Origin of the sequence: Streptomyces sp. NPDC051563 (assembly GCF_044454225.1) — a bacterium.
GTDB lineage: Bacteria > Actinomycetota > Actinomycetes > Streptomycetales > Streptomycetaceae > Streptomyces.
Map to the genome: position 1 here is coordinate 105,964 of NZ_JBITDL010000016.1, position 24,865 is coordinate 130,828.

At 73.2% G+C, this 24,865-nt stretch carries 24 protein-coding genes and 1 tRNA gene; 13 read left to right on the top strand and 12 right to left on the bottom strand.

Annotated elements, in window-relative coordinates; translation table 11 throughout:
- Positions 1-66: 66 nt before the first annotated feature.
- Genes ACIA8F_RS20420 through ACIA8F_RS20430 form a run of 3 tightly spaced genes read right to left on the bottom strand, consistent with a single transcriptional unit; the run spans position 67 to position 1,436 of the window.
- A complete protein-coding gene (locus ACIA8F_RS20420; RefSeq protein WP_399380534.1) occupies positions 67-408 on the bottom strand; it encodes a DUF202 domain-containing protein in 342 nt (113 codons plus the stop codon).
- A gap of 7 nt (positions 409-415) precedes the next feature.
- The gene (locus tag ACIA8F_RS20425; RefSeq protein WP_399380535.1) at positions 416-814 is read right to left on the bottom strand and encodes a YidH family protein; all 399 of its coding nucleotides are present in this window, start codon (positions 812-814) and stop codon (positions 416-418) included.
- A gap of 4 nt (positions 815-818) precedes the next feature.
- Positions 819-1,436 carry an NUDIX hydrolase gene (locus ACIA8F_RS20430; RefSeq protein ID WP_399380537.1) on the bottom strand — a complete coding sequence of 206 codons (618 nt, stop codon included), beginning with the start codon at positions 1,434-1,436 and terminating at the stop codon, positions 819-821.
- Positions 1,437-1,518: 82 nt separating this feature from the next.
- On the opposite strand from ACIA8F_RS20430, the gene ACIA8F_RS20435 reads away from it, so the two are divergent.
- On the top strand, positions 1,519-3,174 hold the full coding sequence (locus ACIA8F_RS20435) for an FAD-binding dehydrogenase (protein ID WP_399380539.1): 1,656 nt from the start codon (positions 1,519-1,521) through the stop codon (positions 3,172-3,174).
- On the opposite strand, the gene ACIA8F_RS20440 is transcribed toward ACIA8F_RS20435, so the two are convergent.
- Positions 3,087-3,722 carry an ASCH domain-containing protein gene (locus ACIA8F_RS20440; RefSeq protein ID WP_399380540.1) on the bottom strand — a complete coding sequence of 212 codons (636 nt, stop codon included), beginning with the start codon at positions 3,720-3,722 and terminating at the stop codon, positions 3,087-3,089. The two genes, ACIA8F_RS20435 and ACIA8F_RS20440, sit on opposite strands and share 88 nt — an antisense overlap.
- A gap of 120 nt (positions 3,723-3,842) precedes the next feature.
- Here ACIA8F_RS20440 and ACIA8F_RS20445 point away from each other — a divergent pair, with 120 nt between their 5' ends.
- Complete coding sequence (locus tag ACIA8F_RS20445; RefSeq protein WP_399380542.1) at positions 3,843-4,790, top strand: hypothetical protein; 948 nt, start codon at positions 3,843-3,845, stop codon at positions 4,788-4,790.
- 128 nt (positions 4,791-4,918) lie between these two features.
- Complete coding sequence (locus tag ACIA8F_RS20450; RefSeq protein ID WP_399380543.1) at positions 4,919-6,493, top strand: APC family permease; 1,575 nt, start codon at positions 4,919-4,921, stop codon at positions 6,491-6,493.
- Positions 6,494-6,560: 67 nt separating this feature from the next.
- On the opposite strand, the gene ACIA8F_RS20455 is transcribed toward ACIA8F_RS20450, so the two are convergent.
- Entirely contained in the window at positions 6,561-6,920 is a 360-nt protein-coding gene (locus ACIA8F_RS20455) for a zinc ribbon domain-containing protein YjdM (protein ID WP_399380544.1), read from the bottom strand.
- A gap of 92 nt (positions 6,921-7,012) precedes the next feature.
- A tRNA-Leu gene (locus tag ACIA8F_RS20460) sits at positions 7,013-7,100 on the bottom strand.
- A gap of 168 nt (positions 7,101-7,268) precedes the next feature.
- On the opposite strand from ACIA8F_RS20460, the gene ACIA8F_RS20465 reads away from it, so the two are divergent.
- The 3 genes from ACIA8F_RS20465 (at position 7,269) to ACIA8F_RS20475 (ending at position 10,037) form a co-directional block, all read left to right on the top strand.
- Positions 7,269-8,594 (top strand): M20/M25/M40 family metallo-hydrolase, encoded by a 1,326-nt coding sequence (locus ACIA8F_RS20465; protein WP_399380546.1) that lies wholly within the window; start codon positions 7,269-7,271, stop codon positions 8,592-8,594.
- A 169-nt stretch (positions 8,595-8,763) separates the two neighbouring features.
- A complete protein-coding gene (chpH, locus tag ACIA8F_RS20470; protein ID WP_383947566.1) occupies positions 8,764-8,997 on the top strand; it encodes a chaplin ChpH in 234 nt (77 codons plus the stop codon).
- A 176-nt stretch (positions 8,998-9,173) separates the two neighbouring features.
- Positions 9,174-10,037: a chaplin gene (locus ACIA8F_RS20475; protein WP_399380548.1), complete on the top strand. Its 864-nt coding sequence runs from the start codon at positions 9,174-9,176 to the stop codon at positions 10,035-10,037.
- A 38-nt stretch (positions 10,038-10,075) separates the two neighbouring features.
- Here ACIA8F_RS20475 and ACIA8F_RS20480 read toward each other — a convergent pair whose 3' ends face one another.
- The gene (locus ACIA8F_RS20480) at positions 10,076-10,264 is read right to left on the bottom strand and encodes a DUF5703 family protein (RefSeq protein WP_243333977.1); all 189 of its coding nucleotides are present in this window, start codon (positions 10,262-10,264) and stop codon (positions 10,076-10,078) included.
- Positions 10,265-10,562: 298 nt separating this feature from the next.
- Between ACIA8F_RS20480 and ACIA8F_RS20485 the strand changes: the two genes are divergently transcribed.
- Positions 10,563-11,261: a hypothetical protein gene (locus ACIA8F_RS20485; protein ID WP_399380550.1), complete on the top strand. Its 699-nt coding sequence runs from the start codon at positions 10,563-10,565 to the stop codon at positions 11,259-11,261.
- A gap of 80 nt (positions 11,262-11,341) precedes the next feature.
- On the opposite strand, the gene ACIA8F_RS20490 is transcribed toward ACIA8F_RS20485, so the two are convergent.
- Together ACIA8F_RS20490 and ACIA8F_RS20495 are read right to left on the bottom strand one after the other, a co-directional pair.
- On the bottom strand, positions 11,342-13,588 hold the full coding sequence (locus ACIA8F_RS20490) for a helix-hairpin-helix domain-containing protein (RefSeq protein ID WP_399380697.1): 2,247 nt from the start codon (positions 13,586-13,588) through the stop codon (positions 11,342-11,344).
- Between the two features lie 512 nt (positions 13,589-14,100).
- The gene (locus ACIA8F_RS20495) at positions 14,101-15,093 is read right to left on the bottom strand and encodes an aldo/keto reductase (protein WP_399380552.1); all 993 of its coding nucleotides are present in this window, start codon (positions 15,091-15,093) and stop codon (positions 14,101-14,103) included.
- 100 nt (positions 15,094-15,193) lie between these two features.
- Between ACIA8F_RS20495 and ACIA8F_RS20500 the strand changes: the two genes are divergently transcribed.
- Together ACIA8F_RS20500 and ACIA8F_RS20505 are read left to right on the top strand one after the other, a co-directional pair.
- On the top strand, positions 15,194-16,243 hold the full coding sequence (locus ACIA8F_RS20500; protein WP_399380554.1) for an LLM class F420-dependent oxidoreductase: 1,050 nt from the start codon (positions 15,194-15,196) through the stop codon (positions 16,241-16,243).
- Positions 16,244-16,507: 264 nt separating this feature from the next.
- Positions 16,508-17,296 (top strand): ferritin-like domain-containing protein, encoded by a 789-nt coding sequence (locus ACIA8F_RS20505; protein ID WP_399380556.1) that lies wholly within the window; start codon positions 16,508-16,510, stop codon positions 17,294-17,296.
- Between the two features lie 30 nt (positions 17,297-17,326).
- Here ACIA8F_RS20505 and corA read toward each other — a convergent pair whose 3' ends face one another.
- Positions 17,327-18,310 carry a magnesium/cobalt transporter CorA gene (gene corA, locus ACIA8F_RS20510; RefSeq protein WP_399380558.1) on the bottom strand — a complete coding sequence of 328 codons (984 nt, stop codon included), beginning with the start codon at positions 18,308-18,310 and terminating at the stop codon, positions 17,327-17,329.
- A 62-nt stretch (positions 18,311-18,372) separates the two neighbouring features.
- Between corA and ACIA8F_RS20515 the strand changes: the two genes are divergently transcribed.
- From ACIA8F_RS20515 to mshC, 4 genes are all read left to right on the top strand, one after another.
- Positions 18,373-19,119: a histidine phosphatase family protein gene (locus ACIA8F_RS20515; RefSeq protein ID WP_399380560.1), complete on the top strand. Its 747-nt coding sequence runs from the start codon at positions 18,373-18,375 to the stop codon at positions 19,117-19,119.
- A gap of 77 nt (positions 19,120-19,196) precedes the next feature.
- Positions 19,197-19,787, top strand: coding sequence for a DUF3090 domain-containing protein (locus tag ACIA8F_RS20520; RefSeq protein WP_243333987.1), 591 nt, complete (start codon positions 19,197-19,199; stop codon positions 19,785-19,787).
- On the top strand, positions 19,784-20,596 hold the full coding sequence (locus ACIA8F_RS20525) for an SCO1664 family protein (RefSeq protein WP_399380563.1): 813 nt from the start codon (positions 19,784-19,786) through the stop codon (positions 20,594-20,596). Before ACIA8F_RS20520 ends, ACIA8F_RS20525 begins: the two co-directional genes overlap by 4 nt.
- 119 nt (positions 20,597-20,715) lie before the next feature.
- Positions 20,716-21,945: a cysteine--1-D-myo-inosityl 2-amino-2-deoxy-alpha-D-glucopyranoside ligase gene (gene mshC / locus ACIA8F_RS20530; RefSeq protein ID WP_399380565.1), complete on the top strand. Its 1,230-nt coding sequence runs from the start codon at positions 20,716-20,718 to the stop codon at positions 21,943-21,945.
- Between the two features lie 144 nt (positions 21,946-22,089).
- On the opposite strand, the gene ACIA8F_RS20535 is transcribed toward mshC, so the two are convergent.
- Together ACIA8F_RS20535 and ACIA8F_RS20540 are read right to left on the bottom strand one after the other, a co-directional pair.
- A complete protein-coding gene (locus tag ACIA8F_RS20535) occupies positions 22,090-23,094 on the bottom strand; it encodes a PAC2 family protein (protein ID WP_399380567.1) in 1,005 nt (334 codons plus the stop codon).
- A gap of 127 nt (positions 23,095-23,221) precedes the next feature.
- Positions 23,222-24,829 (bottom strand): FAD-dependent oxidoreductase, encoded by a 1,608-nt coding sequence (locus ACIA8F_RS20540; RefSeq protein WP_399380569.1) that lies wholly within the window; start codon positions 24,827-24,829, stop codon positions 23,222-23,224.
- Positions 24,830-24,865 lie beyond the last annotated feature (36 nt).

Consider the following 24,865-nt stretch of genomic DNA (forward strand, 5'->3'; position numbering starts at 1 on the left):
CGGATCGCCCCTTGTGTCCGCTGCGCGCCGGGGTGGCACCACAAGGCGGACGATCGGTTCTTCGGGTCACACGATGAGCGCCATCGCGAACACCGCGAGGCCCACCGTGCACGCCGCCGCGGCCAGCGCCGCGCCCACCGCGAGCCCGGGCGGCCGCACCGCCGCCAGCTCCCGCACCCGCCGGTGCGCCACTCCCATGAAGGCCAGCCAGAACAGCGCGATCACCGCGACCCCGCAGACCGCCACCAGGGAGCCGGATCCGCGCAGGGCCTGCCGCAGGGCCAGTGCGGCCACCACCGCGCAGGACAGGGTCGTACGCCGCCACGCGAGCCGGGTCCGCTCGGGCTGCAGCCCCGCGTCGCGGCCACCGGGGCGCTCGCGGTCGGCGGCGTCGGCCGAGGCGCTCACCGCCCCGTCACCGCCCCTTCGTCCAGCCCAGCAGGACCACCACCACCATCGTCACCGCGACCAGCCCGACCCCCAGGCTCAGCACCACCGGGAACCGGGACATCGGCAGGTCCTCGCCGCGCCGCATCGCCCGCTCGCACCCCACCCAGTGGTTCACCGCGCGCAGCGAGCAGGCCGCGCCCACCGCGAGCAGCGTGAAGGCCATCGCCACGCGCACCCCCCACCGCAGGTCGGGGAGGAACTGGTCCACGGCGAACCCGCCGCCGATCAGGGCCAGTGCGGTCCTGATCCAGGCCAGGAAGGTCCGCTCGTTGGCCAGCGAGAAGCGGTGGTCGGGGGTCTCGCCCTCGTCCCTCACCCGAGCCGGCGCGAACCACAGCCGCACGTCCTTGACGAAGTCGATCACCTGATCAATCTACTGGTGTCCAGGTCAGGCGGCGCCCGGAGCGGGTCCGCTCCGGAGCGGACCCGCCGCCCGGAGCGGCTCCACCGCCCGCGGCGGCTCCACCGTCCGGAGATCCCCGGAACTCCAGCAGCCTGCGGTACGCCTCCAGCCCGTCCGGCACCCACGGCCAGGACCCGTCCGCGACCCGCCGCGCCACCTCCTCCTCGGGGAGCCACGCGTGCCACGCCACCTCCTCGGCCTGCGGCCGGACCGGCAGCTCGCAGCGGACCTCGTGCACGTAGCTCCACCAGGCCCCGCCCGGGCCCTCGTACAGGAACTTGAACAGCGGCTCGGGCCGCCCCAGCCCGGTCACCCCCAGCTCCTCCTCGGCCTCCCGCAGGGCGGCCTGCGCGTAGCTCTCCCCGGCGCCGACCACCCCGCCCACGAACATGTCGTAGAACGACGGGAAGACCAGCTTCGAGTCCGTCCGCCGGTGCGTGAAGATCCGCCCCCGCCCGTCCCGCGCCAGCACGAACACGCAGCGGTGGATCAGCCCGGCCGCGTACACCTCGCCCCGCGGGGCGCGCCCCGTCACCCGGTCCTCCCGGTCCACCACGTCCAGTACCTCGTCGGCCGCGCTCATGCCGTGATCCCTCCGCTCCTGTTGACTGGTTACCGCTCCGTAGCAAAGGATCGCCCCACCATCGACGGAGGACGGGTTCCACATGACGTACGACGCAGACGTGATCGTGATCGGGGCCGGGCTCGCGGGCCTCGTGGCCACCGCCGAGCTCGTCGACGCCGGCCGCAAGGTCATCCTGCTCGACCAGGAGCCCGAACAGTCCATAGGAGGCCAGGCCCACTGGTCCTTCGGCGGCCTGTTCTTCGTCGACTCGCCCGAACAGCGCCGCATGCGGATCAAGGACACCCGCGAGCTGGCCCTCCAGGACTGGACCGGCACCGCGGGCTTCGACCGCGAGGAGGACGCCTGGCCGCGCCGCTGGGCCGAGGCCTACGTGGACTTCGCGGCCGGCGAGAAGCGCCCCTGGCTGCACGCCCAGGGCGTCCGCTTCTTCCCCGTCGTCGGCTGGGCGGAGCGCGGCGGCTACGACGCCAACGGCCACGGCAACTCCGTCCCCCGCTTCCACATCACCTGGGGCACCGGCCCCGGCCTCGTGGAGCCCTTCGAGCGCCGGGTACGGGCCGGGGTGGCCCGCGGGCTGGTCCGGCTGGCGTTCCGCCACCGGGTCACGGGCCTCTCCCGCACCGCGGGCACCCTCGACACCGTGACCGGCGAGGTCCTGGCCCCCTCCGACGCCGTGCGCGGCACCGCGAGCGGCCGCGAGGCCACCGGGGAGTTCTCCCTGCGCGCCCAGGCCGTGATCGTGACCACCGGCGGCATCGGTGGCAACCACGAGCTCGTACGGTCCCAGTGGCCGGCCCGCCTCGGCACCCCGCCCGCGCGGCTGCTCTCCGGGGTCCCGGCCCACGTGGACGGCCTGATGCTGGGCATCGCGGAGGGGGCGGGCGCCAGCCACATCAACAAGGACCGGATGTGGCACTACACCGAGGGCATCGAGAACTGGAACCCGATCTGGTCCAAGCACGGCATCCGCATCCTGCCGGGCCCCTCCTCGCTCTGGCTGGACGCCACCGGCAAGCGGCTGCCCGTACCGCTGTTCCCGGGCTTCGACACCCTCGGCACCCTCGACCACATCATGAAGACCGGCCACGACCACACCTGGTTCGTCCTCAACCAGCGCATCATCGGCAAGGAGTTCGGGCTCTCCGGGTCCGAACAGAACCCGGACCTGACGGGCAAGTCCGTCCGCGGGGTCATCGACCGGGCGCGCCAGGCCGTCCCCGGCCCGGTGAAGGCCTTCATGGACAACGGCGCCGACTTCGTCGTCGAGAAGGACCTCTCCGCACTCGTGCGCGGCATGAACGCGATCACCAAGGACGGACTCCTCGACGAGGAGACGGTCCGGCGCGAAATCGTCTCCCGCGACCGGGAGATCGCCAACCCCTTCACCAAGGACCTCCAGGTCACGGCGATCCACGGCGCCCGCAAGTACCTCGGCGACAAGCTGATCCGCACCGCCGCCCCGCACCGGATCCTGGACCCCGCGGCCGGCCCGCTGATCGCCGTCCGGCTCTCGATCCTGACCCGCAAGTCCCTGGGCGGCCTGGAGACCGACCTCTCCTCCCGCGTCCTGACCGCCACGGGAGAACCCCTCCCGGGCCTCTACGCGGCGGGCGAGGCCGCCGGCTTCGGCGGCGGCGGGGTCCACGGCTACCGGGCCCTGGAGGGCACCTTCCTCGGCGGCTGCATCTTCTCCGGCCGCGCCGCCGGCCGCGCGGCGGCCGCAGCCGTCTCCTGACCCGCGCCGGCGGCCCGGGGCGGGCGGGTCACCGGACGGCACCGCCCCGCTCCGGCCGGGGGCGCCGTCGCCGACCGTGAAGCCCGGGTCGGGCTGCCGGGCTCCCGCATCCACGGTCCGTGCCGGAACTCCCCGTGCCCGGAGCGCCATTCGGCCACTGACGCGAACCCCTCGCCCTGGTCCGCCGCATGCCGCGCGTCCCCGTCCGCCGGCCGCAGGACCCGTACGTCCGTCACCTCCAGGACACCCACCAAACACCCCGCGGAGTCCAGGACCACCGTCCGCGCGCCCGCCACCGGCAGCGGATCCCCGGCCGCCTCACGGGCGGCCGGGACTCCCGTCGCGGTCGTCTTGGCGCCGCTCAGGACGGCCGCCGCCGGCTCGTCGCCCAGCGGCCCGGGAAGGCGCACCCGAGGAGCGGAGGGCCTGCACGCGTCGTCGCGGAGCCCGGTCCACGGTCCTGCGGGCGCCCCGGACCGGACCGCGGGGCACCCGACCGGGAGGTGACGCGAACCGGAACGAGCAACCAACTCACCCGCTCGGAACACCAGTTGAAACGAGCCACCCGGTGGACTGGACCTTGACGCGGAGCTGTGCCTACCGCTTTGCTGTGCGTGATCTTCCAGCCAAACCGTCCAACCGCCCGCGTCCTGGAGGGAAACCCGCGGATGTCGCCCCCTCCGCCGCCCCTCGGCCGCGCCCGCAAGCGGGACGCCCAGCTCTTCGACCCGGCCCTGTGCGACACGGAACTCGTCGACGTCCGGGCCCAGTTCACCCAGGGCCGCTGGGCCAAGGCCCGCTCCCTCCTCGTCGCCACGGGGGACGACTGGGACCGCCGGGGACACCGCCTCGTGGTCCTCGCCGAAACCCCGGCCGCCACCGCGTGGGCGCGCGAATGGCTCCTCGCCGAACCCGAGAGCGCCGACGCCGTCACCCTCCTCGCCTGCGCGGCCGTCTTCGGCGCCCTGCGCCGCAAGGGCACCCCCGAGGCCGCCGAGGAGGCCTGCCGCCGCGCCGCGGCCCTGCTTCCGGCCGACCCCACCCCCTGGCTCGGCCTGCTGCTCCTCACCCGCGCCTTCGGCACCGAAGAGGAGTTCAGCCGCCACTTCGACCAGGTCCGGGCCCGCCACCGCGAACACCACCACGCCCACCACCTGATGGTCTCCCTCCTGGCCGAACGGTCCCCCGCCGCCGGCCGCGACCCGCTCCACGAGGTCTACGACTTCGCCGCCTGGGCCGCCGAGGAGTCCCCGGCCGACTCCCCGCTCGCGGTCCTCCCCGTCATCGCCCACGCCGAGCGCTACCGCGTCCTCGCCGCCGGGCAGGGCCACGGCTCCGACGCCGGAGCCGAGCACTGGTCCGGCCGCCGCGCCCGCCACGTGCTGCGCTCCGCCTTCGACTGGTGGCTGGAGTGGGAGCGCGAGGACCACCCCCGCAACCGGGTGGACCTCAACTTCCTCGCCCACGCCAAGCTCTGCGAGGGCCGCCCCGCCGAGGCCGCCGCCCTCTTCCAGCGCATCGGCAGCCACGCCACCCAGGCCCCCTGGTCCTACCCGGACCGAGACCCGCACAAGGCCTTCCTCGCCGCGCGCAGCGCCGCGCTCGGCACCGGCTGACCCCGGCCCGGCCGGCACCGCCCGGCGCACCCCGCTCAGCAAGCACCCCGCTCAGCAAGGACCCGCCCAGTAAGAGCACACCGCTCAGCAAGTGCCCCGCAGTCCCCGCCCCGAAAGGACACCCCGCCATGCCGACGGGCAGATCCACCACGCTCACCGACCCGGCCGGCCAGGCCGGCCAGGCCGAGATCCGTACGTACAAGGGCCAGGACCGCGCCCTGCGCGCCGACCGCCTCGGCACCGCGGGCCTGCTGCTCTCCGTGCTCGCCGCGAGCGCGCCCCTGATGGTCGTCGCGGGCGTCATGCCCACCACCTTCGGGGTCATGGGCATCGTCGGACAGCCCCTGCTGTTCGTGATCCTCGGCGCCGTCCTCGCCCTCTTCAGCGTCGGCTACGCCGAGATGAGCCGCCACGTCCACAACGCCGGCGCCTTCTACGCCTACATCGCGCGCGGGCTCGGCCCCACCGCCGGCGCCGGCGCCTCGTACGTCGCCCTCGTCGCCTACAGCGCCATGCAGGTCGGCGTCTACGGCATCCTCGGCTTCGAGATCTCCGGCCTCTTCGCCACCTACCTCGACACCGAACTCGCCTGGTGGATACCGGCCCTGGCCGCCGTCGTCCTCACCGGCGCGCTCGGCTGGCTCAAGATCGACCTCAACGCCAAGGTGCTCGGCGTCCTCCTGCTCATCGAGGTCCTCCTCGTCGTCGTCTTCGACGTCGCCGCCCTCGGCAAGCCCGGCCCCGAGGGCCTTTCCCTCCACGCCTTCAACCCCGAGACCCTCACCGGCGCGGGCCTGGGCACCGCCCTGTGCTTCTGCATCGCCGCCTTCGTCGGCTTCGAGCAGTCCCCGGTGTACGCCGAGGAGACCAGCAAGCCGCACATCGTCGTCTCCCGGGTGATGTTCCTCGCCGTCGGCTTCGTCGCCCTCTTCTTCGCCCTCAGCGCCTGGGCCCTCTCGGTGGCCACCGGCCCGGCAGACGTGGTGAAGGCCTCCGCCGAGGCCGGCCCCGGACTGCTCTTCCAGCTCACCGAGAGCCGCCTGGGCACCACCTTCACCGACGTCCTGCACGTCCTGTTCGTGTCCGGCATGTTCGCGGCGATGCTCAGCTTCCACAACGTCGTCTCCCGCTACGCCTTCGCCATGGGCCGCGAGGGCCTGCTCCCGGCCGCCTTCGGCCGCACCAACGCGGGCACCGGCGCCCCCGCCACCGGCTCCCTCCTGCAGACGGTGATCTCCGTGGTGGTCGTCCTGGCCTTCGCGTTCACCGACGGCACCCCGGCCGGCGACCCGACCGTGCCGGTCCTGCACCTGTTCACCTGGATGGGCAGCGTCGGCGCCCTCGGCGTGACCCTCCTCATGGCCACCGCCTCCTTCGCGGTCATCGCCTTCTTCGTCCGCCGCGGCACCGCCGGCGCCCAGCTCTGGCGGCTCGGCTCGGCGGGCCTCGCCGGCCTCGCCCTGCTCGCCATCGCCGTCTACACGGTCAAGGACTTCGGCGTCCTGGTCGGCGCCGCGGAAGGCTCCGCGCTGAGCTGGGCCCTGCCCGGCATCATCGCCGCCGCCGCCCTCGTGGGCCTGGCGTACGGGCTCTTCCTGCGCTCCCGCCGCCCCGCGGTACACGCCCGCATCGGCCTGGGCAACGAGGCCTTCCGCCTCGACCAGGCCGCCGAGTCGGCCGGGGACCCGGCCCCGCGCGGCTGACCCGTACCGGACGCACGAAGAGGGGCCCCGCCACGGCGGGGCCCCTCTCCATACGTCCGGGGCCGGGTCAGGCCTTCTTGACCACGCTGGACTTCAACTGCATGGCCCCGAACCCGTCGATCTTGCAGTCGATGTCGTGCCCGTCGACCCCGTCGATGAGCCGGATGCCGCGCACCTTCGTACCGGCCTTGATCCCCGAAGGGCTGCCCTTGACCTTGAGCGCCTTGACCACGGTCACGGCGTCGCCGTCACTCAGCACGTTCCCGACGGCATCCTTCACGACCCGCTCCCCACCGCCCCCGTCCTCCGCGGCACCCCCCTCGTCGGGCACCCACTCGTGCCCGCACTCGGGACACACCACGAGCGCGTCCATCTCGTAGGTGTACTCACAGGAACATTTCGGGCAAGGCGGAAGATTCTCGTTCACCCGGACAGAATATCCCGAACCGCCCACCGGGATCCGCCGCGCCGAGAATGCCGCCAAACGCAAAAAACCCCACATGAAGTGGGGTTTTCGCTTGGTGTCCGAGGGGGGACTTGAACCCCCACGCCCGATAAAGGGCACTAGCACCTCAAGCTAGCGCGTCTGCCATTCCGCCACCCGGACAAGGTGTCTGTCTCGCGTCCCTCGCGGGCCGTTCCGACGTGGAAAACATTACCAAACATTCCGGGGTCCTCGATCACACCCCCCGGCGGCCGGGGATCGCCCTTGGGGGAAGCGGCCCGGGGCGCGAGGATGGAGTCAGTTCGGTACTGATCAGTGGGAGGAAGCAGCGTGAGCGAATCGGGCGCGGGCAGGACCGTCACCGGCGAGGACGAGGTCGTCGACCTCTGCCGGGACCTCATCCGGATCGACACCAGCAACTACGGGGACCACTCGGGCCCCGGCGAGCGCAAGGCGGCCGAGTGGGTCGCCGAGCAGCTCGCCGAGGTCGGGCTGGAACCGCAGATCTTCGAATCGCACAAGGGACGCGCCTCGACCGTGGCGCGCATCGAGGGCGAGGACCCCTCGCGGCCGGCCCTGCTGATCCACGGGCACACCGACGTGGTTCCGGCCAACGCGGCCGACTGGACCTACGACCCCTTCGCGGGCGAGATCGCCGACGGCTGTGTGTGGGGCCGCGGCGCCGTCGACATGAAGGACATGGACGCGATGACGCTGGCCGTCGTCCGCGACCGCATGCGCAGCGGCCGCAAGCCCCCGCGCGACATCGTGCTGGCCTTCCTCGCCGACGAGGAGGCGGGTGGCACCTACGGCGCCCGGTACCTCGTCGACAAGCACCCCGGCCTCTTCGAGGGCGTGACCGAGGCGATCGGCGAGGTCGGCGGCTTCTCCTTCACCGTGAACGAGAACCTGCGGCTGTACCTGGTGGAGACCGCCCAGAAGGGCATGCACTGGATGCGCCTGACGGTGGAGGGCACCGCGGGCCACGGGTCGATGACCAACAACGACAACGCCATCACGGAGCTCTGCGAGGCCGTGGGGCGCCTGGGCCGCCACACCTGGCCGGTCAGGGTCACCAAGACCGTCCGGCACTTCCTGGACGAGCTCTCGGACGCGCTGGGCACCCCGCTCGACCCCGACGACATGGACGCCACGCTCGCCAAGCTCGGCGGCATCGCCAAGATGGTCGGCGCGACCCTGCGCAACTCCGCCGCCCCGACCATGCTCGGCGCCGGCTACAAGGTCAACGTCATCCCCGGCCAGGCCACCGCCCACGTGGACGGCCGTTTCCTGCCGGGCTACGAGGAGGAGTTCTTCGCCGACCTCGACCGGATCCTGGGGCCGCGCGTGATCCGCGAGGACGTCCACGCCGACAAGGCCCTGGAGACCGGCTTCGACGGCAAGCTCGTGGACGCCATGCAGACCGCCCTGAAGGCGCACGACCCGATCGCCCGCGCGGTCCCGTACATGCTCTCCGGCGGTACGGACGCGAAGTCCTTCGACGACCTCGGCATCCGCTGCTTCGGCTTCGCGCCGCTCCAGCTTCCGCCGGAGCTGGACTTCGCCGGGATGTTCCACGGCGTGGACGAGCGGGTGCCGGTGGAGGGTCTGAAGTTCGGCGTGCGGGTGCTCGACCGGTTCATCGAGGAGTCCTGAGGCGGGCGGACGGCGGAGCGGGGCGTAGCTAACGCACGGGAATCGGGAAGGTGTGCGGAAACCACTGAGAAGAGTGAATGCACTCATACGCTCGTAGCCCCGGTGATCCCTCCTCGTTACAGGTGGTGCGGTCCGCGGCTGGGACCGCGCTTGCCTACTAGGAGGAACAATGCTCAAGAAGGTTGCCGCCGCTGCGGCTGTCACCGGTGGTCTGGTTCTCGCGGGTGCGGGTCTGGCTGTCGCCGACGCGGGTGCGCAGGGTGCGGCCATCGGCTCGCCCGGTGTCCTGTCCGGCAACGTCGTCCAGGTTCCGGTCCACGTTCCCGTGAACGTCTGCGGTAACTCGATCTCCGTGATCGGTCTGCTGAACCCGGCTTTCGGCAACACCTGCGTCAACGCCTGACGTATCTGAAGTTCTCGGCCCCGGAGCGCATTCCAGCGCTCCGGGGCTGCCGGGCTTTACGGGCCCGATGACGATCTTTCGGCGTACCGGGCGGGGGAGCCTGTGCGGCCTGTGCGCCGACCGGGCGTGCACGTGCGTGCGCGTGCACGACGCACACACCAGGGGACGAAGTACAGATGCGACGACAGGTACAGGTCACCGGCAGTAAGACCTTGATCACCATGGCGGCCGCGGGGGGTCTGCTCGCGCTCGGAGGGGGCTACGCACACGCGGACTCCGGCGCCACCGGCCGTGCCGCGCACTCACCGGGACTGCTGTCAGGGAACGCCCTAGAGGCACCCGTGGACGCGCCGCTGAACGCCTGCGGGAACACGGTGACGGTGGTGGGGGCCCTGAACCCGGCCTTCGGAAACCACTGCACGAACCTCCCGGGCCGCCCGGGAGGACCGGGAGTGCCGGGGCGCCCACAGCACCCGGCCCACCCCGAACACCCGGGCAACCCGCACGACCCGTGCGACGAGGACACCGGACCGGGGCACCCGGAGCACCCGGGCAACCCGGAGCACCCGGGGCACCCGGGGCACCCCGATGGTCCTGGGGGGCACGAGAACCCGGGTGGCCCCGGCGACAACGGCAATCCGGGCGGTCCGGGCGGCAACGGCAATCCGGGCGGTCCCGGGGACCACGAGACCCCCGGTGGCCCGGGCGACAACGGCAACCCGGGCGGCCCCGGTGGCGACGGGAGCCCGGGCGGCCCCGGCACCCCGGGCGGCCCGGGTTCCGGGCAGCAGCCCGGAACTCCCGTCGGCCCCGGCACAGTTACCGGTACGGGGCCCGGCACCGGATCGGTGACCCCGGTGACGCACCCCGCCCAGGGGACCGGCATCGGCACGGGTACCGGCGCCGGAACCGGCGCGGCCCCGGCCGGGGGGCTCGCCGCCACAGGATCCGGTGACGTCCTCACCGCCGGGCTACCCCTGGCCGCGGGCATGCTGCTGGCCGGCTCCGTGCTCTACCGCCGGGCGCGCAACGCGGCCTGACGGTTCCTCGCGACGCGGGTCCCGCCCAGGGGCCCGCGTCACCAGGTCGCGCGTACCTGGCGGATGATCCGGCGGCGCAATCGCACGCGGCGACTGCCGTCCCGAAGCAGGGTCAGCCGGTCGAGCTCCCAGTGCCCGTACTCGGCGTGTTCGGTCAACAGGCGGGTCGTTTCCTGACGTGGAACCCCGCGGGGCACGTACAGGTCGACAAATTCGTATTCCGGCATCGCATCCATTCTGCTCGGGGTGTCAAGAGCCCGTCCGTGAAGCGCCGGCACCGGGCGGCGGCCCCTTGTGCACGGCCCAGGCCGCCGGACGCTCCACCGGTACTCCTCAGCCGATTCCCACCGTGACGGTCGCCCACGCCGTCGAGGTCGGACCGATTGGGGACGCGTACCTGCGCGCGTGGAACTCGGGGGAGCGTCCCTCAACCCCCCGGCGGTGAGCCCGGACCAGGGGCGGTGTCCGGGAACTCACTCGCATTCCGCGTGCGGGCAGAGCCCCGCTACGGATAGCGTCTGCACTATGTCTGATGCCGCTCTGCCCACTGTTGCCGAGGTACGCGCCGCCGCCGAGGCGGTCAAGGCCGCGCTCGACCGTCACCTCGCCGCGGTCGAGAGCAGGATCGGGGACGATGATCCGGACGTCTACGCCGCGTTCAACGAACTCGCCGCCGCCGCCGAAGAGTTCGACGAGCTCCTCTACGACCGCTACGACGAGGTCACCCCGTTCGAGATCCCCACTCCCGAAGACGGGCTCCCGTACACCGGCCCCGCCGAACCCGCCGCCTTCAGCGTGCTCATCCGCCGCGACTACGCCGTCGTCGAACCGGCGCGCCTGATCGCCCAGGCCGAACGCGTCGTCGCGCACGACCGCGAGGCCGAACTCGCCCACGACGGCGGCACCGCCGACGCGCTCGGCGTGCTCTTCGGTGAGTACGAGCCGGACGAAATCGCCTCCCGCGCCAAGGACTTCGGGCTGGAGGAGGGTGACTCCACGCTGTGGATCGCCGCTTCGGAGGAGGTCGCGGAACCGGGGGAGTGGCTCGGTTCGCCGTTCACGCACATCGATCCGCAGGACGTGATGCACCGGTTCGACGTCAGCTCGGTCTTCGATGAGGACGAGGACGAGGAAGAGGACGAAGACGGTGATGGTGAAGGTGATGAGGGTGACGACGACGCCGGGGGCGGCGCATCCGCCGTGCGGGGCCTGACCACGGCCTGACCCCGCCCGGGCGCGACACCTCGTACGGAACGCACCGCGGCCCCCGTCCCCCACCCGGGACGGGGGCCGCGCCGCGTCCGCTACTCCGGCTGCGCGGCCGCCGACTGCACGAGCGTCCGCAGCAGAGCCGTCAGCCGGGTCGTACGGGGCTTCGCCGGGACCTCCGCGACCGCGCGCGGCAGGGCCTGGTCCACCCCGTGCACCACCGACAGGTGCCGCTCGGCGCGGCCGAAGGCCGTGTACACCCAGTCCCGGGACAGGGCCTGAGCCGCGTCCCCGGGCAGCACGACGACCGCCGCGGGCCAGCGCGAGCCCACGGCCTGGTGCGCCGTCACGGCCCAGCCGTGCCGCACCTGCGCCTCCACCCGCTCCTTCGGTACGACGATCCGCGCGCCCGTGGCTCCGGCCAGGTGCAGCCCCTGCGCGTCGGCCGACACCACCCGGGCGGGCAGCGCCCGCCCGGCCGAGGGCACGTGGACCACCCGGTCACCGGGGTCGAAGCCGCCGAACCGGCCGGGGCCGGGGTTCAGCCGCTCCTTGAGGGCCGCGTTGAGCGCGCGGGTGCCCGCCGGGCCGCCGTGGCCGGGCGTGATCACCTGGACGGCGTCCGCCGGGATCCCGAACGCGCGGGGCACCGACTCGGCCACCAGCTGCACGGTGCGGTGCACCGCCTCCCCGGCGTCGCGGACCGGGACGATGACGACCTCCTTGCCGGGGGCGTCCACCTGGTACAGCTCCCCGACCCCGACGCCCGACACCAGCTCGCCGATCGGACCCGGATCCGGGATCCGGGAGACCAGCTGCGGGCAGGCGCGGGCCGCGAGCACATCGGCGAAGACCCGGCCGGGACCCGCGGAGCCGAGCACCGCGGGGTCCCCGGACAGCACCAGCCGGGCCCCGTCGGGCACCGACTCCACCAGCAGGGCGGCCGTCTCCACGTCCAGCTGCGGGGCGTCCAGCACGATGAGCAGGTCCAGTGCGAACTGCCCGTCCGCGTCCCGGCCCGGGCCCTCGGCGCCGGCCAGCAGGCCCGCCACGGTGACGGCCCCCTCGGCCGGGGCGTGCGCGGCCAGGCAGACCCGCAGGCCGAACTCCCCGGCGGCCACGGCCAGGGCACGGGGCTCGGCGCGGGCGGCCTCCCCGCCGGTGTGGGCGACCAGCCCGTGCCCGGCGGCGGTGCGGATCAGCTCGGCGCCGGTACCGGTGGCGGCCTTGTCCCAGTCGGCGGGGTCCGTGAAGGTGTTGGCGAGCCGGGCCAGGCCCTCGGCGAGGCTCTCCTCGGCCATGGCGGAGCCCTCCAGGCCCACCAGGATCCGTACGGGCTGCTCTTCATCCTCGGCGGATGCACCGACGGGCGGCCCCACCGGCTCCTCGAAGGCCAGCGCGGTGCCCTCGGCGACGGCCGCCTCCAGGGCCTCCGCGGGATCCGGCACTCCGTACTGGGCGAGGGCCGACTCCAGGGTGGGGGCCTCCAGCACGGTGTGCCCCTTGACCGCGGCCTGCGCCAGCAGCCAGCTCACCAGGGCGGCGGCCCGCCGCTCGTCCCCGGGGCCGGTCGCCTCGCCGCCGAGCAGCGCGCGGGCGAAGCCGTCCGCCTGCGTCGGCCGGACCCCGGCGACGGCCAGCAGCCGCCAGGGGGACTCGGCGAGCTGCGCGGCGGCGTCCTCGCCGAGGGTGGTGGCGGTCTGCGCAGCGAGGGACTCGGGGGCTCCGCCCCTGGCGAGGACGGCCCGGACCGCCTGGACGGCGTCGGGGGAGGGGGCGTCCGCCTGCGGCGCGGGGGCGGGTACGGGCGTGCGCGCCGGGGCGGGCGCCTGGGTCTGTGTCTGGGGCTGCGTCTGGGCGGGCTCCGGTCGGCGGGGCGCCGGGGGTGCGTCGAACGCGGCGGGGGGTTTGCCGCCGCTCTCCACGGCCCGTACGGCGGCCAGCAGGTCGGCGGCCGTGCCGCTGAGCTTGGCGCCCGCCTCTACGGGGGCCTCGCGTTCCGCCTTGCGGCGGGCGATGCGCTCCCGCTCGATCTTCTGGGCGGCCAGTTCCGCGGCGGCCTCGCTGAGCTGGGGCGCGGCCTCGGCGGTCCCCTCCGCGGGGGCGTTGCCGCCGGTTGCGCCGGCCGCGTCCGCCTCCGCCTCCGCTTCCCCGTCCGTGGCGGTGTCGCCGGTGTTGGGCCCTGCGGGGCTTTCCCCCACCCCGCCCCTTCCCGAAACCGGGGGCTCCGCCCCCGGCCCCCCGTCCGGCTCCCCGGCTCCGCCGGAGGCGGCCGCGCCTTCGGCGCTGGCGTCAGCCGGACCCTCGGCGACGGCTTCAGCCGCACCCTCGCCTTCGGCCACGGCTCCGCCGGAGGCGTCTGTGTCAGCCGCGCCCTCAGCGTCGGCCGCGCCCTCGGCGTCGGCCGCGCCCTCGGCGTCGGCGCTGGCGTCGGCCGGACCCTTGTCGACGGTGTCAGCCGCACCCTCGCCTTCGGCGTCGGCCGTACCTTCGGCGACGCCGTCGGCCGCGCCCCCGTCGGGCTCCTCGGCTCCGGCGGAGCCGTCGGCGTCGGCCCCGGCTCCGCCAGAAGCGTCCGTGGCGGCCGGGACCTCCTCGCCCCCGGCTCCGCCAGAGGCGTCCTCGACGGCCGCGGCCTCCTCGCTCCCGGCTTCGCCGGAGGCGTCCGCGTCGGTCGGAACCTCCTCGGAGACGTCGGCGTCCGCGCCGGCTTCGCCCGAGGCGGACGTGGGGTCTGCCGGAGTGTCGGGCTCCGGCGGCGTGGGGGCGTCGGGGGGCTGCGGGGCTTCCGGGGGGGTGGCTGCGGCGGGCGCCGGGGCCTGCGCGGCTGCGGCGTCGGCGGCGGCGGTGTCGCTCACAAGGTGCTCCAGTCCTGATCGGGGTAGCGGTGGACGGGCGCCGAGACGTCGTCCAGCGCTTGGCGGATCTCCTCCGGAAGACTAAGGGCCTCCACCGACAGGGCTGCGCCGAGCTGCGCCGACGTCCGTGCGCCGACGATCGGCGCGGCCACCCCGGGGCGGTCGCGGACCCAGGCCAGGGACACCTGGAGCGGGGTCACCGCGAGGCCGTGCGCGGCCGTCGTCACCGCGTCCACGATCCGGCTCGCCGCCTCGTCCAGGTAGGGGTCCACGAACGCGGCCAGGGTCTCCGAGGCGCCCCGGGAGTCCGCCGGGGTGCCCGCCCGGTACTTGCCCGTCAGGACGCCCCGGCCGAGCGGGGAGGAGGGCAGCAGGGACAGGCCCAGGTCCAGGGCCGCCGGGACCACCTCCCGCTCCACGCCGCGCTGGAGGAGGGAGTACTCCATCTGCGTCGATGCCAGCCGGGTCCGTACCCCGGGCGCCGCGAGCTGCCAGGTCGCCGCCTTCGCGAGCTGCCAGCCGCTGAAGTTCGACACGCCCGCGTACCGGGCCCGTCCGCTGCTCACCGCGATGTCCAGCGCCTGGAGGGTCTCCTCCAGCGGGGTCCAGGGGTCGAAGGCGTGGACCTGCCAGAGGTCGACGTAGTCCGTGTCCAGGCGGGCCAGGGAGTCGTCCAGGGCGGCGAGGAGATGGCCGCGCGAGGTGTCGAAACGGCGGTCCGGATCCGCGACCCCGCCCGCCTTCGTCGCGATCACCAGGTCCCGCCGCGGGACCACGGAACCGATCAACTGCCCGAGGAGGTACTCGGCCTCACCGCCGCCGTACACGTCGGCGGTGTCCACGAGCGTGCCGCCCGCGTTCCAGAACGTCTTCAACTGCGCGGCCGCTTCCGCCTCGTCCGGTCCGTCCGCCGACCGGCCCCAGGTCAGGGTGCCGAGACCGATCCGGGAGACGCGCAGTCCGGTGCGGCCGAGATGCCTCTGCTCCATGAGGGCTGAGACTACTGCCGCACTGACGCGGGACGGCCGGGCGCGCTACAGTCCCCGCAGACCTACGTTACTGATCGGTAAACCGGTAAGGGGACGACATATGCGGCTCGGCATCAATCTCGGCTACTGGGGCGCTGGCATGGACGCCGACAACCTGGCCGTCGCGCAGGAGGCCGACCGCCTCGGCTACGACGTCTGCTGGGCCGCGGAGGCCTACGGCTCCGACGCCCCGACCGTGCTCGCCTGGGTCGCCGCCCAGACCGAGCGCATCGACGTGGGCTCCGCGATCCTGCAGATCCCGGCCCGCCAGCCCGCCATGACGGCCATGACGGCCGCCACCCTCGACTCCCTCACCAAGGGCCGCTTCCGGCTCGGCCTCGGCGTCTCCGGACCGCAGGTGTCCGAAGGCTGGTACGGCGTGAAGTTCGACAAGCCGCTCGCGCGGACCCGCGAGTACGTGGAGATCGTCCGCAAGGCCATGACCCGCGAGCGGCTCTCGTACGAGGGAGAGCACTGGACGCTGCCGCTGCCCGACGGACCGGGCAAGCCGCTCAAGCTGACCGTGCACCCCGAGCGCGAGCACATCCCGCTCTACATCGCCGCCATCGGCCCCAAGAACCTGGAGCAGACCGGCGAGATCGCCGACGGCGCGCTGCTGATCTTCCCGGCCGCCGAGCACCTGGAGGCCACCGCCCTCACCCACATCCGGGCGGGCCGCGAGAAGGCCGGGCTGACCATGGACGGCTTCGACGTCTGCCCGACCGTGCCGCTGGCCCTCGGCGAGGACGTGAACGCGCTCGCCGACATGTTCCGCCCCTACACCGCCCTGTACGTGGGCGGCATGGGCAGCCGCAAGCAGAACTTCTACAACCAGCTGGCCCAGCGCATGGGCTACGAGAAGGAAGCCGCGGAGATCCAGGACAAGTACCTGGCCGGCGACAAGCAGGGCGCGGCCGCCGCGATCCCGCACTCCCTGATCGACTCCACCACCCTGCTGGGCCCCGTGGAGCGCATCGCCGACGGCATGAAGGCCTACGCGGAGGCCGGGGTCACCACCCTGACGCTCGCCCCGGCCGGCTTCACCCTGGAGGAGCGGACCGCCGCCCTGCGGGCCGGCGTCGAGGCCATGGAGCGTGCGGGCCTCGCCTGACCGGCTGCCCGAGGGTCCGCCGGACGGAGTCCGGCGCAGCCGCCCGAAGCCCGCGGAGCGGTGCGAGGGCGGCGTCGAGAAGGAGAGGTTCTGCGGCCGTGGTGGGGGCTCGGGGGGTCTTCCCCGCCACGGCCGACACAGCCAACAACGCGCGGGGCGGCCGCGGGGTTACGCCCCCGCGGCCGCCGGTCGCAGTCGTTCATTCGGCCGAGCCGCGGGCCGCATCCGGTTGCCCGGCCGGTGAATCGGCTTTTGACTCGACGCATGCTCTCTGCGCGCGGCCTGTTCCGGGAGATCGTCGACCACGACGCCTCCTTCCAGCTGTTCTGCTCCATCGCCGCCGGCGGCGAATCCCAGGGCGGCTGGGAGAACGCACGGATCGCGGCGCTCGTGCCCGATTCCATGCGCGACCTCGCGCCCAAGATCACCCGGCACGGCGCCGACGAGGACAAACACGGCCGGATCTTCAACGCGCTGCTGCGCAAGCGCGGCCTGCCCGCCGTGCCCGTCCCGCCGGAGACCGACTACACGATGCTCCTGGAGCGCCGCGGCATCGGCCTGAGCCACGAGAAGCTGCGCGGCGAGCGGTCCCTCAGCGAGGAGGACATCGTCGTCTACCTCGCCCACAGCCGGGTCACCGAACAGCGCGCCGCCGACCAGATGGTCATGCTCGTCCGGTACTTCGGGGACGACCCCGAACTCGGCAAGGCCATCCGCATGATCGCCGCGGACGAGGACAACCACCTGGCCTACTGCCACGAGGAACTGCTCCGCCTCGCCCGCGCCGGCCACGCCCGCACCATCCACCGGGTGCTGCGCGCGTGCGCGCTCGCCGACATCGCCGTCTACCGGGACGTGAGCCTCGCCGTCATGGGCCACATGGGGCGGCTGCTGGGCTGGCCCGCGCCGAAGGCGGCCGTGCTGGCCGCCGGGATCCGCGGGACGTACGCGTACGAGCGGTTCAGCGGCTGGCACCGGATGGTCGGCCTGCACCCGCCGGAGCGGAGCAACCCGCTGGGCGGGCTGCCGACCTCCGCCCCCGAGTTCGCATAGGCGGGCCGCCCCGCCACCCCGGCGCCCCGCCTACAGCCAGCCGCGGCGCTTGAACATCCGGTGCAGGCCCAGACACATGGCCACCATCACCAGCACCACCAGCGGATAGCCCCAGCGGTGGCTGAGCTCCGGCATGTGCTCGAAGTTCATCCCGTAGATCCCCGCCACCATGGTCGGTACCGCCGCCATGGCCGCCCAGGCCGAGATCTTGCGCATGTCGTCGTTCTGCCGCACGCCCATCTGCGCCAGGTGCGCGGCCAGCGCGTCCGAGAGCAGCCGGTCCAGGCCCTCGACGTACTCGTTCGCCTTCGTCAGGTGGTCGGCGACGTCGCGGAAGAACGGCTGCGCGTGCTCGTGCACGAAGGGCACGTCCCCGAAGGCGAGCCGGTCCATCGGCGCCAGCAGCGGACTCGTGGCCCGGCGGAACTCCAGGACCTGCCGCTTGAACCCGTAGATCCGGGCGGCGGTGTTCTTGCTGTCGGAGGGGTTCGGCGAGAAGACCTCCGCCTCCAGTTCCTCCAGGTCCGCCTGGAGCTCGGCGGCCACCTCGATGTAGTGGTCCACCACCGCGTCCGAGACCGCGTACAGCACCGCCGTGGGGCCGTGCTTGAGTACCTCGGGCTCCTGCTCCAGCCGGTGCCGTACGGCGGCCAGCGCGGCCCCCTCGCCGTGCCGGACCGTGACGACGAAGGAGTCGCCGATGAACACCATCAGCTCGCCGGTGGTCACCGTGTCCGAGGCGTCGTCGTACATCACCGGCTTCAGCACCACGAACAGCGAATCGTCGTAGACCTCCATCTTCGGCCGCTGGTGCGCGGTCAGCGCGTCCTCCACCGCCAGCGGGTGCAGCCCGAACTCCTGGCTGACGTGCTCGAATTCCTTCTCGGTCGGCTCGTGCATGCCCACCCAGAGGAAGGCGTCACCGGTGGCCCGCGCCTCGTCGAGGGCATCGGAGAAGTCGTCGGGCGCCTCGGAGCGGCGGCCGTCGCGGTACATGGCGCAGTCCACAATCACCCGCGCATTGTTCCCTGCCGGGGCCCCGACCGCACGCCGGCGGCACCGCATACCCTTCTGCCATGGCCACGCTGATCCTCGTACGACACGGGCGGTCCACCGCCAACACCGCAGGGCTGCTCGCCGGGTGGACCCCGGGAGTGAGCCTCGACGAGCACGGAGCCGCACAGGCCGCCGCGCTGCCCGGGCGGCTCGCCGCCGTGCCCCTCGCCGCCGCCGTCTCCAGCCCGCTGGAGCGGTGCGCGCAGACCCTGGCACCGCTGCTCGCGGCCCGCCCCGGTCTCCCGCTGCACACCGACGAGCGGATCGGCGAGTGCCACTACGGCGACTGGTCGGGCCGCAAACTCTCCGAGCTGTCCGAAGAGCCGCTGATGCGGATCGTCCAGCAGCACCCCTCGGCCGCCGCCTTCCCCGGCGGCGAGTCCATGCGCGCCATGCAGGCCCGCGCCGTGGACGCCGTCCGCGACTGGAACGCGCGGATCGAGGAGGAGCACGGCGCCGACGCCGTGTTCCTGATGTGCTCGCACGGCGACATCATCAAGTCCCTTGTCGCGGACGCCCTCGGCATGCACCTGGACCTCTTCCAGCGGATCCACGTCGACCCCTGCTCGGTCACCGCGATCCGCTACACGCCGACCCGCCCCTTCCTGCTCCGGCTCGGCGACACCGGCGACTTCGCCTCCTTCGCTCCCCGCGAAAACGCCTCGCCGGACGCCTCGGCGGAGGCCCCGCCGCACGCCCCGCACGCCCCGGGCAGCGCGGAAGCGGCCGGCGAGGCGGTCGTAGGGGGCGGTGCGGGCGCGGTGTGATCGAACGGCGCAGTAGGGTGGACGGGCCAACCCATGGGCGCAGCCCTGCCCCTGCTGCCGACGCTTGGAGACTGGACGTGCCCCGTCAGGTGTTCCTCTACGACCCACCGGACCGTTTCGTGGCCGGCACGGTCGGCCTGCCTGGACGCCGTACGTTCTTCCTGCAGGCCTCCACCGGCCCCCGCGTCACCTCCGTCTCCCTGGAGAAGACCCAGGTGGCGGCGCTCGCGGAGCGGATGGAAGAACTGCTGGACGAGGTCGTACGGCGCACCGGGGGCAATGCCCCCGTCCCGGCCGTGGCCCCCGCCGAGGCGACCGACACCGCCCCCCTGGACGTCCCCGTCGAGGAGGAGTTCCGCGTCGGCACCATGGCCCTGGCCTGGGACGGCGAGGACCAGCGCATGATCGTCGAGGCGCAGGCCCTGGTGGAGCTCGACGCCGACTCCGAGGAGGACCTCGCCGAGGCGGAGGAGCGCCTCCTCCAGGACGAGGAGAACGGACCGCCGATGCTGCGCGTCCGCCTCACCGGAGCCCAGGCCCGCGCCTTCACCAAGCGGGCCCTGGACGTGGTCAACGCGGGCCGCCCGCCCTGCCCGCTGTGCAGCCTCCCGCTGGACCCCGAAGGGCACGTCTGCCCGCGCCAGAACGGCTACCGGCGCCAGGCATGAACGCCACGGGGGGAACGCCGGAATGGGAAGAGTTGCTGGCCCACGGGGAGCTCACCGTCGTCGGCCGGATCCGGGAGGCGTCCAACGCCGTCCTGCTGTGCACCGTCACCCACGGGGGCGCGAGCACCGACTGCGTGTACAAACCGGTCAAGGGCGAGCGCCCGCTGTGGGACTTCCCCGACGGCAACCTCGCCCAGCGCGAGGTCGCCGCGTACCTGGTCTCCGAGGCCACCGGCTGGGGGCTGGTGCCCCCGACCGTGCTGCGCGACGGACCGTACGGCGAGGGCATGGTCCAGCAGTGGATCGAAACGGGGGAGTCCCCTGAGGCCGAGCTGCTCGCGCTCGTGGACGGCGAGGAGGCCGGGGAGGGCTGGAGGCCCGTCGCCTTCGCCGAGGTCGGCGAGGGCCGCACCGCGCTCCTCGTGCACGCCGACGACGAACGGCTGCGCCGGATGTCCGTCCTCGACGCCGTGATCAACAACGGCGACCGCAAGGGCGGCCACCTGCTGCCCGCCCCCGACGGACGGCTCTACGGCATCGACCACGGAGTGACCTTCCACACCGAGGACAAACTGCGCACCCTGCTCTGGGGCTGGGCGGGCGAGCCGCTGACCGGCGAAGCGGCAGCCGTGCTGACCTCCCTGGAGGCCGCCCTGGCCGCAGGAGCGCCCCTCGCCACCCGACTGGCCGAACTCCTCACCACCGCCGAGCTGGCCGCCGTACGGGCCCGCGTGGCCCTCCTACTGCGCACCGGAATGCATCCGCAGCCCTCGGGACAGTGGCCCGCGATCCCGTGGCCGCCCGTCTGACCGGCCGCGACCCGCGGCACGCCGTACGCACAGAACCGGCCATGGCGCAAGAGCGCCGATCAGGACAACAGCGCAGGTCCGGTTCGTTTGCGGAACACCTGTCCGGTTAGGCTCGAGACATGCATGCCTGGCCCGCTTCTGAGGTCCCCGCCCTGCCTGGCAAGGGCCGCGACCTCCAGATCCACGACACCGCGACCCAAGGGGCGATCACCCTCGCCCCCGGTCCCGTCGCCCGTATCTACGTCTGCGGGATCACCCCGTACGACGCGACGCACATCGGTCACGCGGCGACGTACAACGCGTTCGACCTCGTGCAGCGCGTGTGGCTCGACACCAAGAGGCAGGTCATCTACGTCCAGAACGTCACGGACGTCGACGATCCACTGCTGGAGCGGGCCCTGCGCGACAACCAGGACTGGACGGAGCTCGCCGAACGCGAGACCGCCCTCTTCCGTGAGGACATGACCGCCCTGCGGATGCTCCCGCCGCAGCACTACATCGGCGCCGTCGAGGCCATACCCGGCATCGTGCCGCTGGTCGAGCGGCTGCGGGACGCGGGCGCCGCCTACGAGCTGGACGGCGACGTCTACTTCTCGGTGGAGTCCGACCCGAACTTCGGCAAGGTCTCGAACCTGGACGCCGAGGCGATGCGGCTGCTGTCGGCCGAGCGGGGCGGCGACCCGGACCGCGCGGGCAAGAAGAACCCGCTCGACCCGATGCTGTGGATGGCCGCCCGCCCGGGCGAGCCGAGCTGGGACGGCGGCTCGCTGGGCCGCGGCCGGCCCGGCTGGCACATCGAGTGCGTGGCCATCGCCCTGGACCACCTGGGCATGACCTTCGACATCCAGGGCGGTGGCTCCGACCTGGCCTTCCCGCACCACGAGATGGGCGCCTCGCACGCCCAGGTCCTGACGGGCGAGTTCCCGATGGCCAAGGCGTACGTACACGCCGGGATGGTCGCGCTGCACGGCGAGAAGATGTCGAAGTCCAAGGGCAACCTGGTCTTCGTATCGGCGCTGCGCCGCGCCGGAGTGGACCCGGCGGCGATCCGCCTGGCCCTGCTCTCGCACCACTACCGCGCCGACTGGGAATGGACCGACGAGGTCCTCGCCGAGGCGGTGGCCCGCCTGGAGCGCTGGCGCGCGGCCGTCTCCCGCCCCGACGGCATCCCGGCCGACGACCTGGTCGAGGAGGTCCGCGAGGCCCTCTCGAAGGACCTGAACGCCCCTGCCGCTCTGGCGGCGGTGGACCGCTGGGCCGAGCGCCAGCTCGCCACGGGCGGCGACGACGAGTCGGCCCCGGGCCTCGTGTCCCGCACGGTCGACGCCCTGCTGGGCGTAGCCCTGTAGACGTCTGCCGGAGGGGCTGGATTGCCGTCAGGCAATTCCAGCCCCTCCGGCGTTTGAGGAGCGGGGGTCCGGGGGCGGAGCCCCGGGAAACGGAGAAAGGGCGGGGCGGGGAGAAAATCCCCTGCCCCGCCCCCCTCGCACGGGCTACGGCTCCGGAGGCGTCTCCTCCTCGTCCGGCGAGGCCGCCGGGGGAGCCGGCGGATCCTCCCCGGAACCGGAGGACGGCTCCGGCTTCCGCTTCGGGGTACGCGGCAGCCCGCCGGAGGTGTCCCTCAGGTACGACCCGTCCCCCGGCTCCGCGCCCGCGGACGGATCCCGCCGCCGCAGGTACCGCTCGAACTCCCGGGCGATCGCGTCCCCGGACGCCTCCGGCAGATCCGCGGTGTCCCGCGCCTCCTCCAGCGTCTGGACGTACTCCGCGACCTCGGAGTCCTCCGCGGCGAGTTGGTCCACGCCCAGCTGCCACGCCCGCGCGTCCTCGGGGAGTTCGCCCAGCGGGATCCGGATGTCGATCAGATCCTCCAGCCGGTTCAGCAGGGCGAGGGTCGCCTTCGGGTTCGGCGGCTGTGACACGTAGTGCGGCACCGCCGCCCACAGGGACACCGCCGGCACCCCGGCATGGGTGCAGGCCTCCTGGAGGATGCCCACGATCCCGGTCGGGCCCTCGTACTTGGTCTCCTCCAGGTCCATCGTCCGCGCCAGATCCGCGTCCGAGGTCACCCCGCTGACCGGCACCGGACGGGTGTGCGGGGTGTCGCCCAGCAGCGCCCCCAGGATGACGACCATCTCCACGCCCAGCTCATGGGCGAAGCCCAGGATCTCGTTGCAGAACGAACGCCACCGCATGGACGGTTCGATGCCCCGCACCAGGACCAGGTCGCGCGGTTTCGTCCCGCCGATCCGGACCACCGACAGCCGGGTCGTCGGCCATGTGATCTTCCGTACCCCGTTGTCCAGCCACACCGTCGGCCGGTTGACCTGGAAGTCGTAGTAGTCCTCGGCATCCAGAGCCGCGAAGACCTCGCCCTTCCACTCCCGGTCCAGGTGTGCGACCGCACCGGAAGCCGCGTCACCCGCGTCGTTCCAGCCCTCGAACGCGGCCACCATGACCGGGTCGATCAGCTCGGGCACGCCCTCAAGCTCGATCACCCAGGTCTCCTTCCGAAGTTCCCTTGTGTACGTGGGTCAGCCTAAGCCTTGATGAGGCACCGGCCACAGCCCACGGCAGAGGGGCGGTTCCCCCTGGAACCGCCCCTCTGCCCACTCACGCCACCGGCTATGCCTTGCGGGCCAGCATCTCCTCGACCCGGCCGCGCACTTCCGCGCTGTCCAGACCGCGGACGGTCACCGTCGTGCGGCGGCGCAGCACGTCGTCGGCCGTCTCGGCCCACTCGTTGTCCCGGGCGTAGGCGACCTGCGCCCAGATCTCCGGCCCGTCCGGGTGGATCCGCTCGGCCAGCGCCGGGTCCTCGTTGGCGAGGCGCGCGATGTCGAAGGCCAGCGAACCGTAGTGGGAGGCCAGGTGGCGCGCGGTCAGCGGGTCCATCCGGGAGCCCGGCTCGCGGTCCACGAGCAGCCGGTGCGCCACCGCGTTCGGGTTCGCGACACCGGGCAGCGCGATCCGTCGTACGAGGGACTTCACCGGCTCCATGTCCTCGGTCAGCGGGCTGCCCGGAAGCTTGGCCAGCTTGTCCATGACCACGCGGCCGATGTGCCGGTACGTGGTCCACTTGCCGCCGGCCACCGACAGCATGCCGCCCGCGCCCTCGGAGACCACCGTCTCGCGCTTGGCCTTCTCCACCCCGCCCGGGCCGCCGGGCAGCACGCGCAGGCCCGCGAAGGCGTACGTCATCAGGGAGCGGTCCAGGTCCGCGTCCTTCACCGAGAAGGCCGCCTCGTCCAGGATCTGCTGGATGTCGCCCTCGGTGGCGCGCACGTCCGCCGGGTCGCCCTCGTACACCTCGTCGGTGGTGCCCAGCAGCAGCTGGTCCTCCCACGGCAGGGCGAAGGTGATGCGGTACTTGTCGATCGGGGTGGCCATCGCGGCCTTCCACGGGGACTTGCGCTTCATCACGATGTGCGCGCCCTTGGAGAGGCGGATGGACGGCATCGAGTGCTTGTCCTCCATGCGCCGCAGGTGGTCCACCCACGGGCCGGTGGCGTTCAGCACGACGCGGGCGTCCACACCGAACTCGGTGCCGTCCAGGCGGTCCTTGAGCTCGGCGCCCGAGACCCGGCCGCGCGTCATGCGCAGACCGGTGACCTCGGCGTGGTTCAGGACGACCGCGCCCGACTCGACGGCCGCGCGGACCGTCATGACGGCCACGCGGGAGTCGTTCATCTGGTGGTCGTAGTAGACCGCGACGGCCTTGAGGTCGTCCGTCTTCAGCCCCGGGTTGTCGGCGGCGGCACGGGCCGGAGAAATGATCTTGCCCATGCCGTCGCCGAAGGCCGACAGCGCCGAGTACGCGAACACGCCCGCGCCCAGCTTCGCCGCGCCCACCGGACCGCCCTTGTACACCGGGAGGTAGAAGGTGAGCGGGTTGACCAGGTGCGGGGCCACGTCCTTGGCCAGTACCCGGCGCTCGTGGTGGTTCTCGGCGACCAGCTTGACCGAACCGGTCTGCAGGTAGCGCAGGCCGCCGTGGACGAGCTTGGAGGAGGCCGAGGAGGTGGCGCCGGCGAAGTCGCCGGCGTCCACCATGGCGACCCGCAGACCCGACTGCGCGGCGTGCCAGGCCACCGAGGTGCCCAGGATCCCACCGCCGATGACCAGCAGGTCGTACGTGGCCTTCGCCAGCTGCTCACGGGTCTCGGCGCGGCTCGCGTTCGAACCGGCGGTCGGGTGCGTACCCAGGGTGGGGACGCTCTGCAGGGTGCTCATATCCGTTGACTCCTACTTGCTCGTCGAATGGTGCCG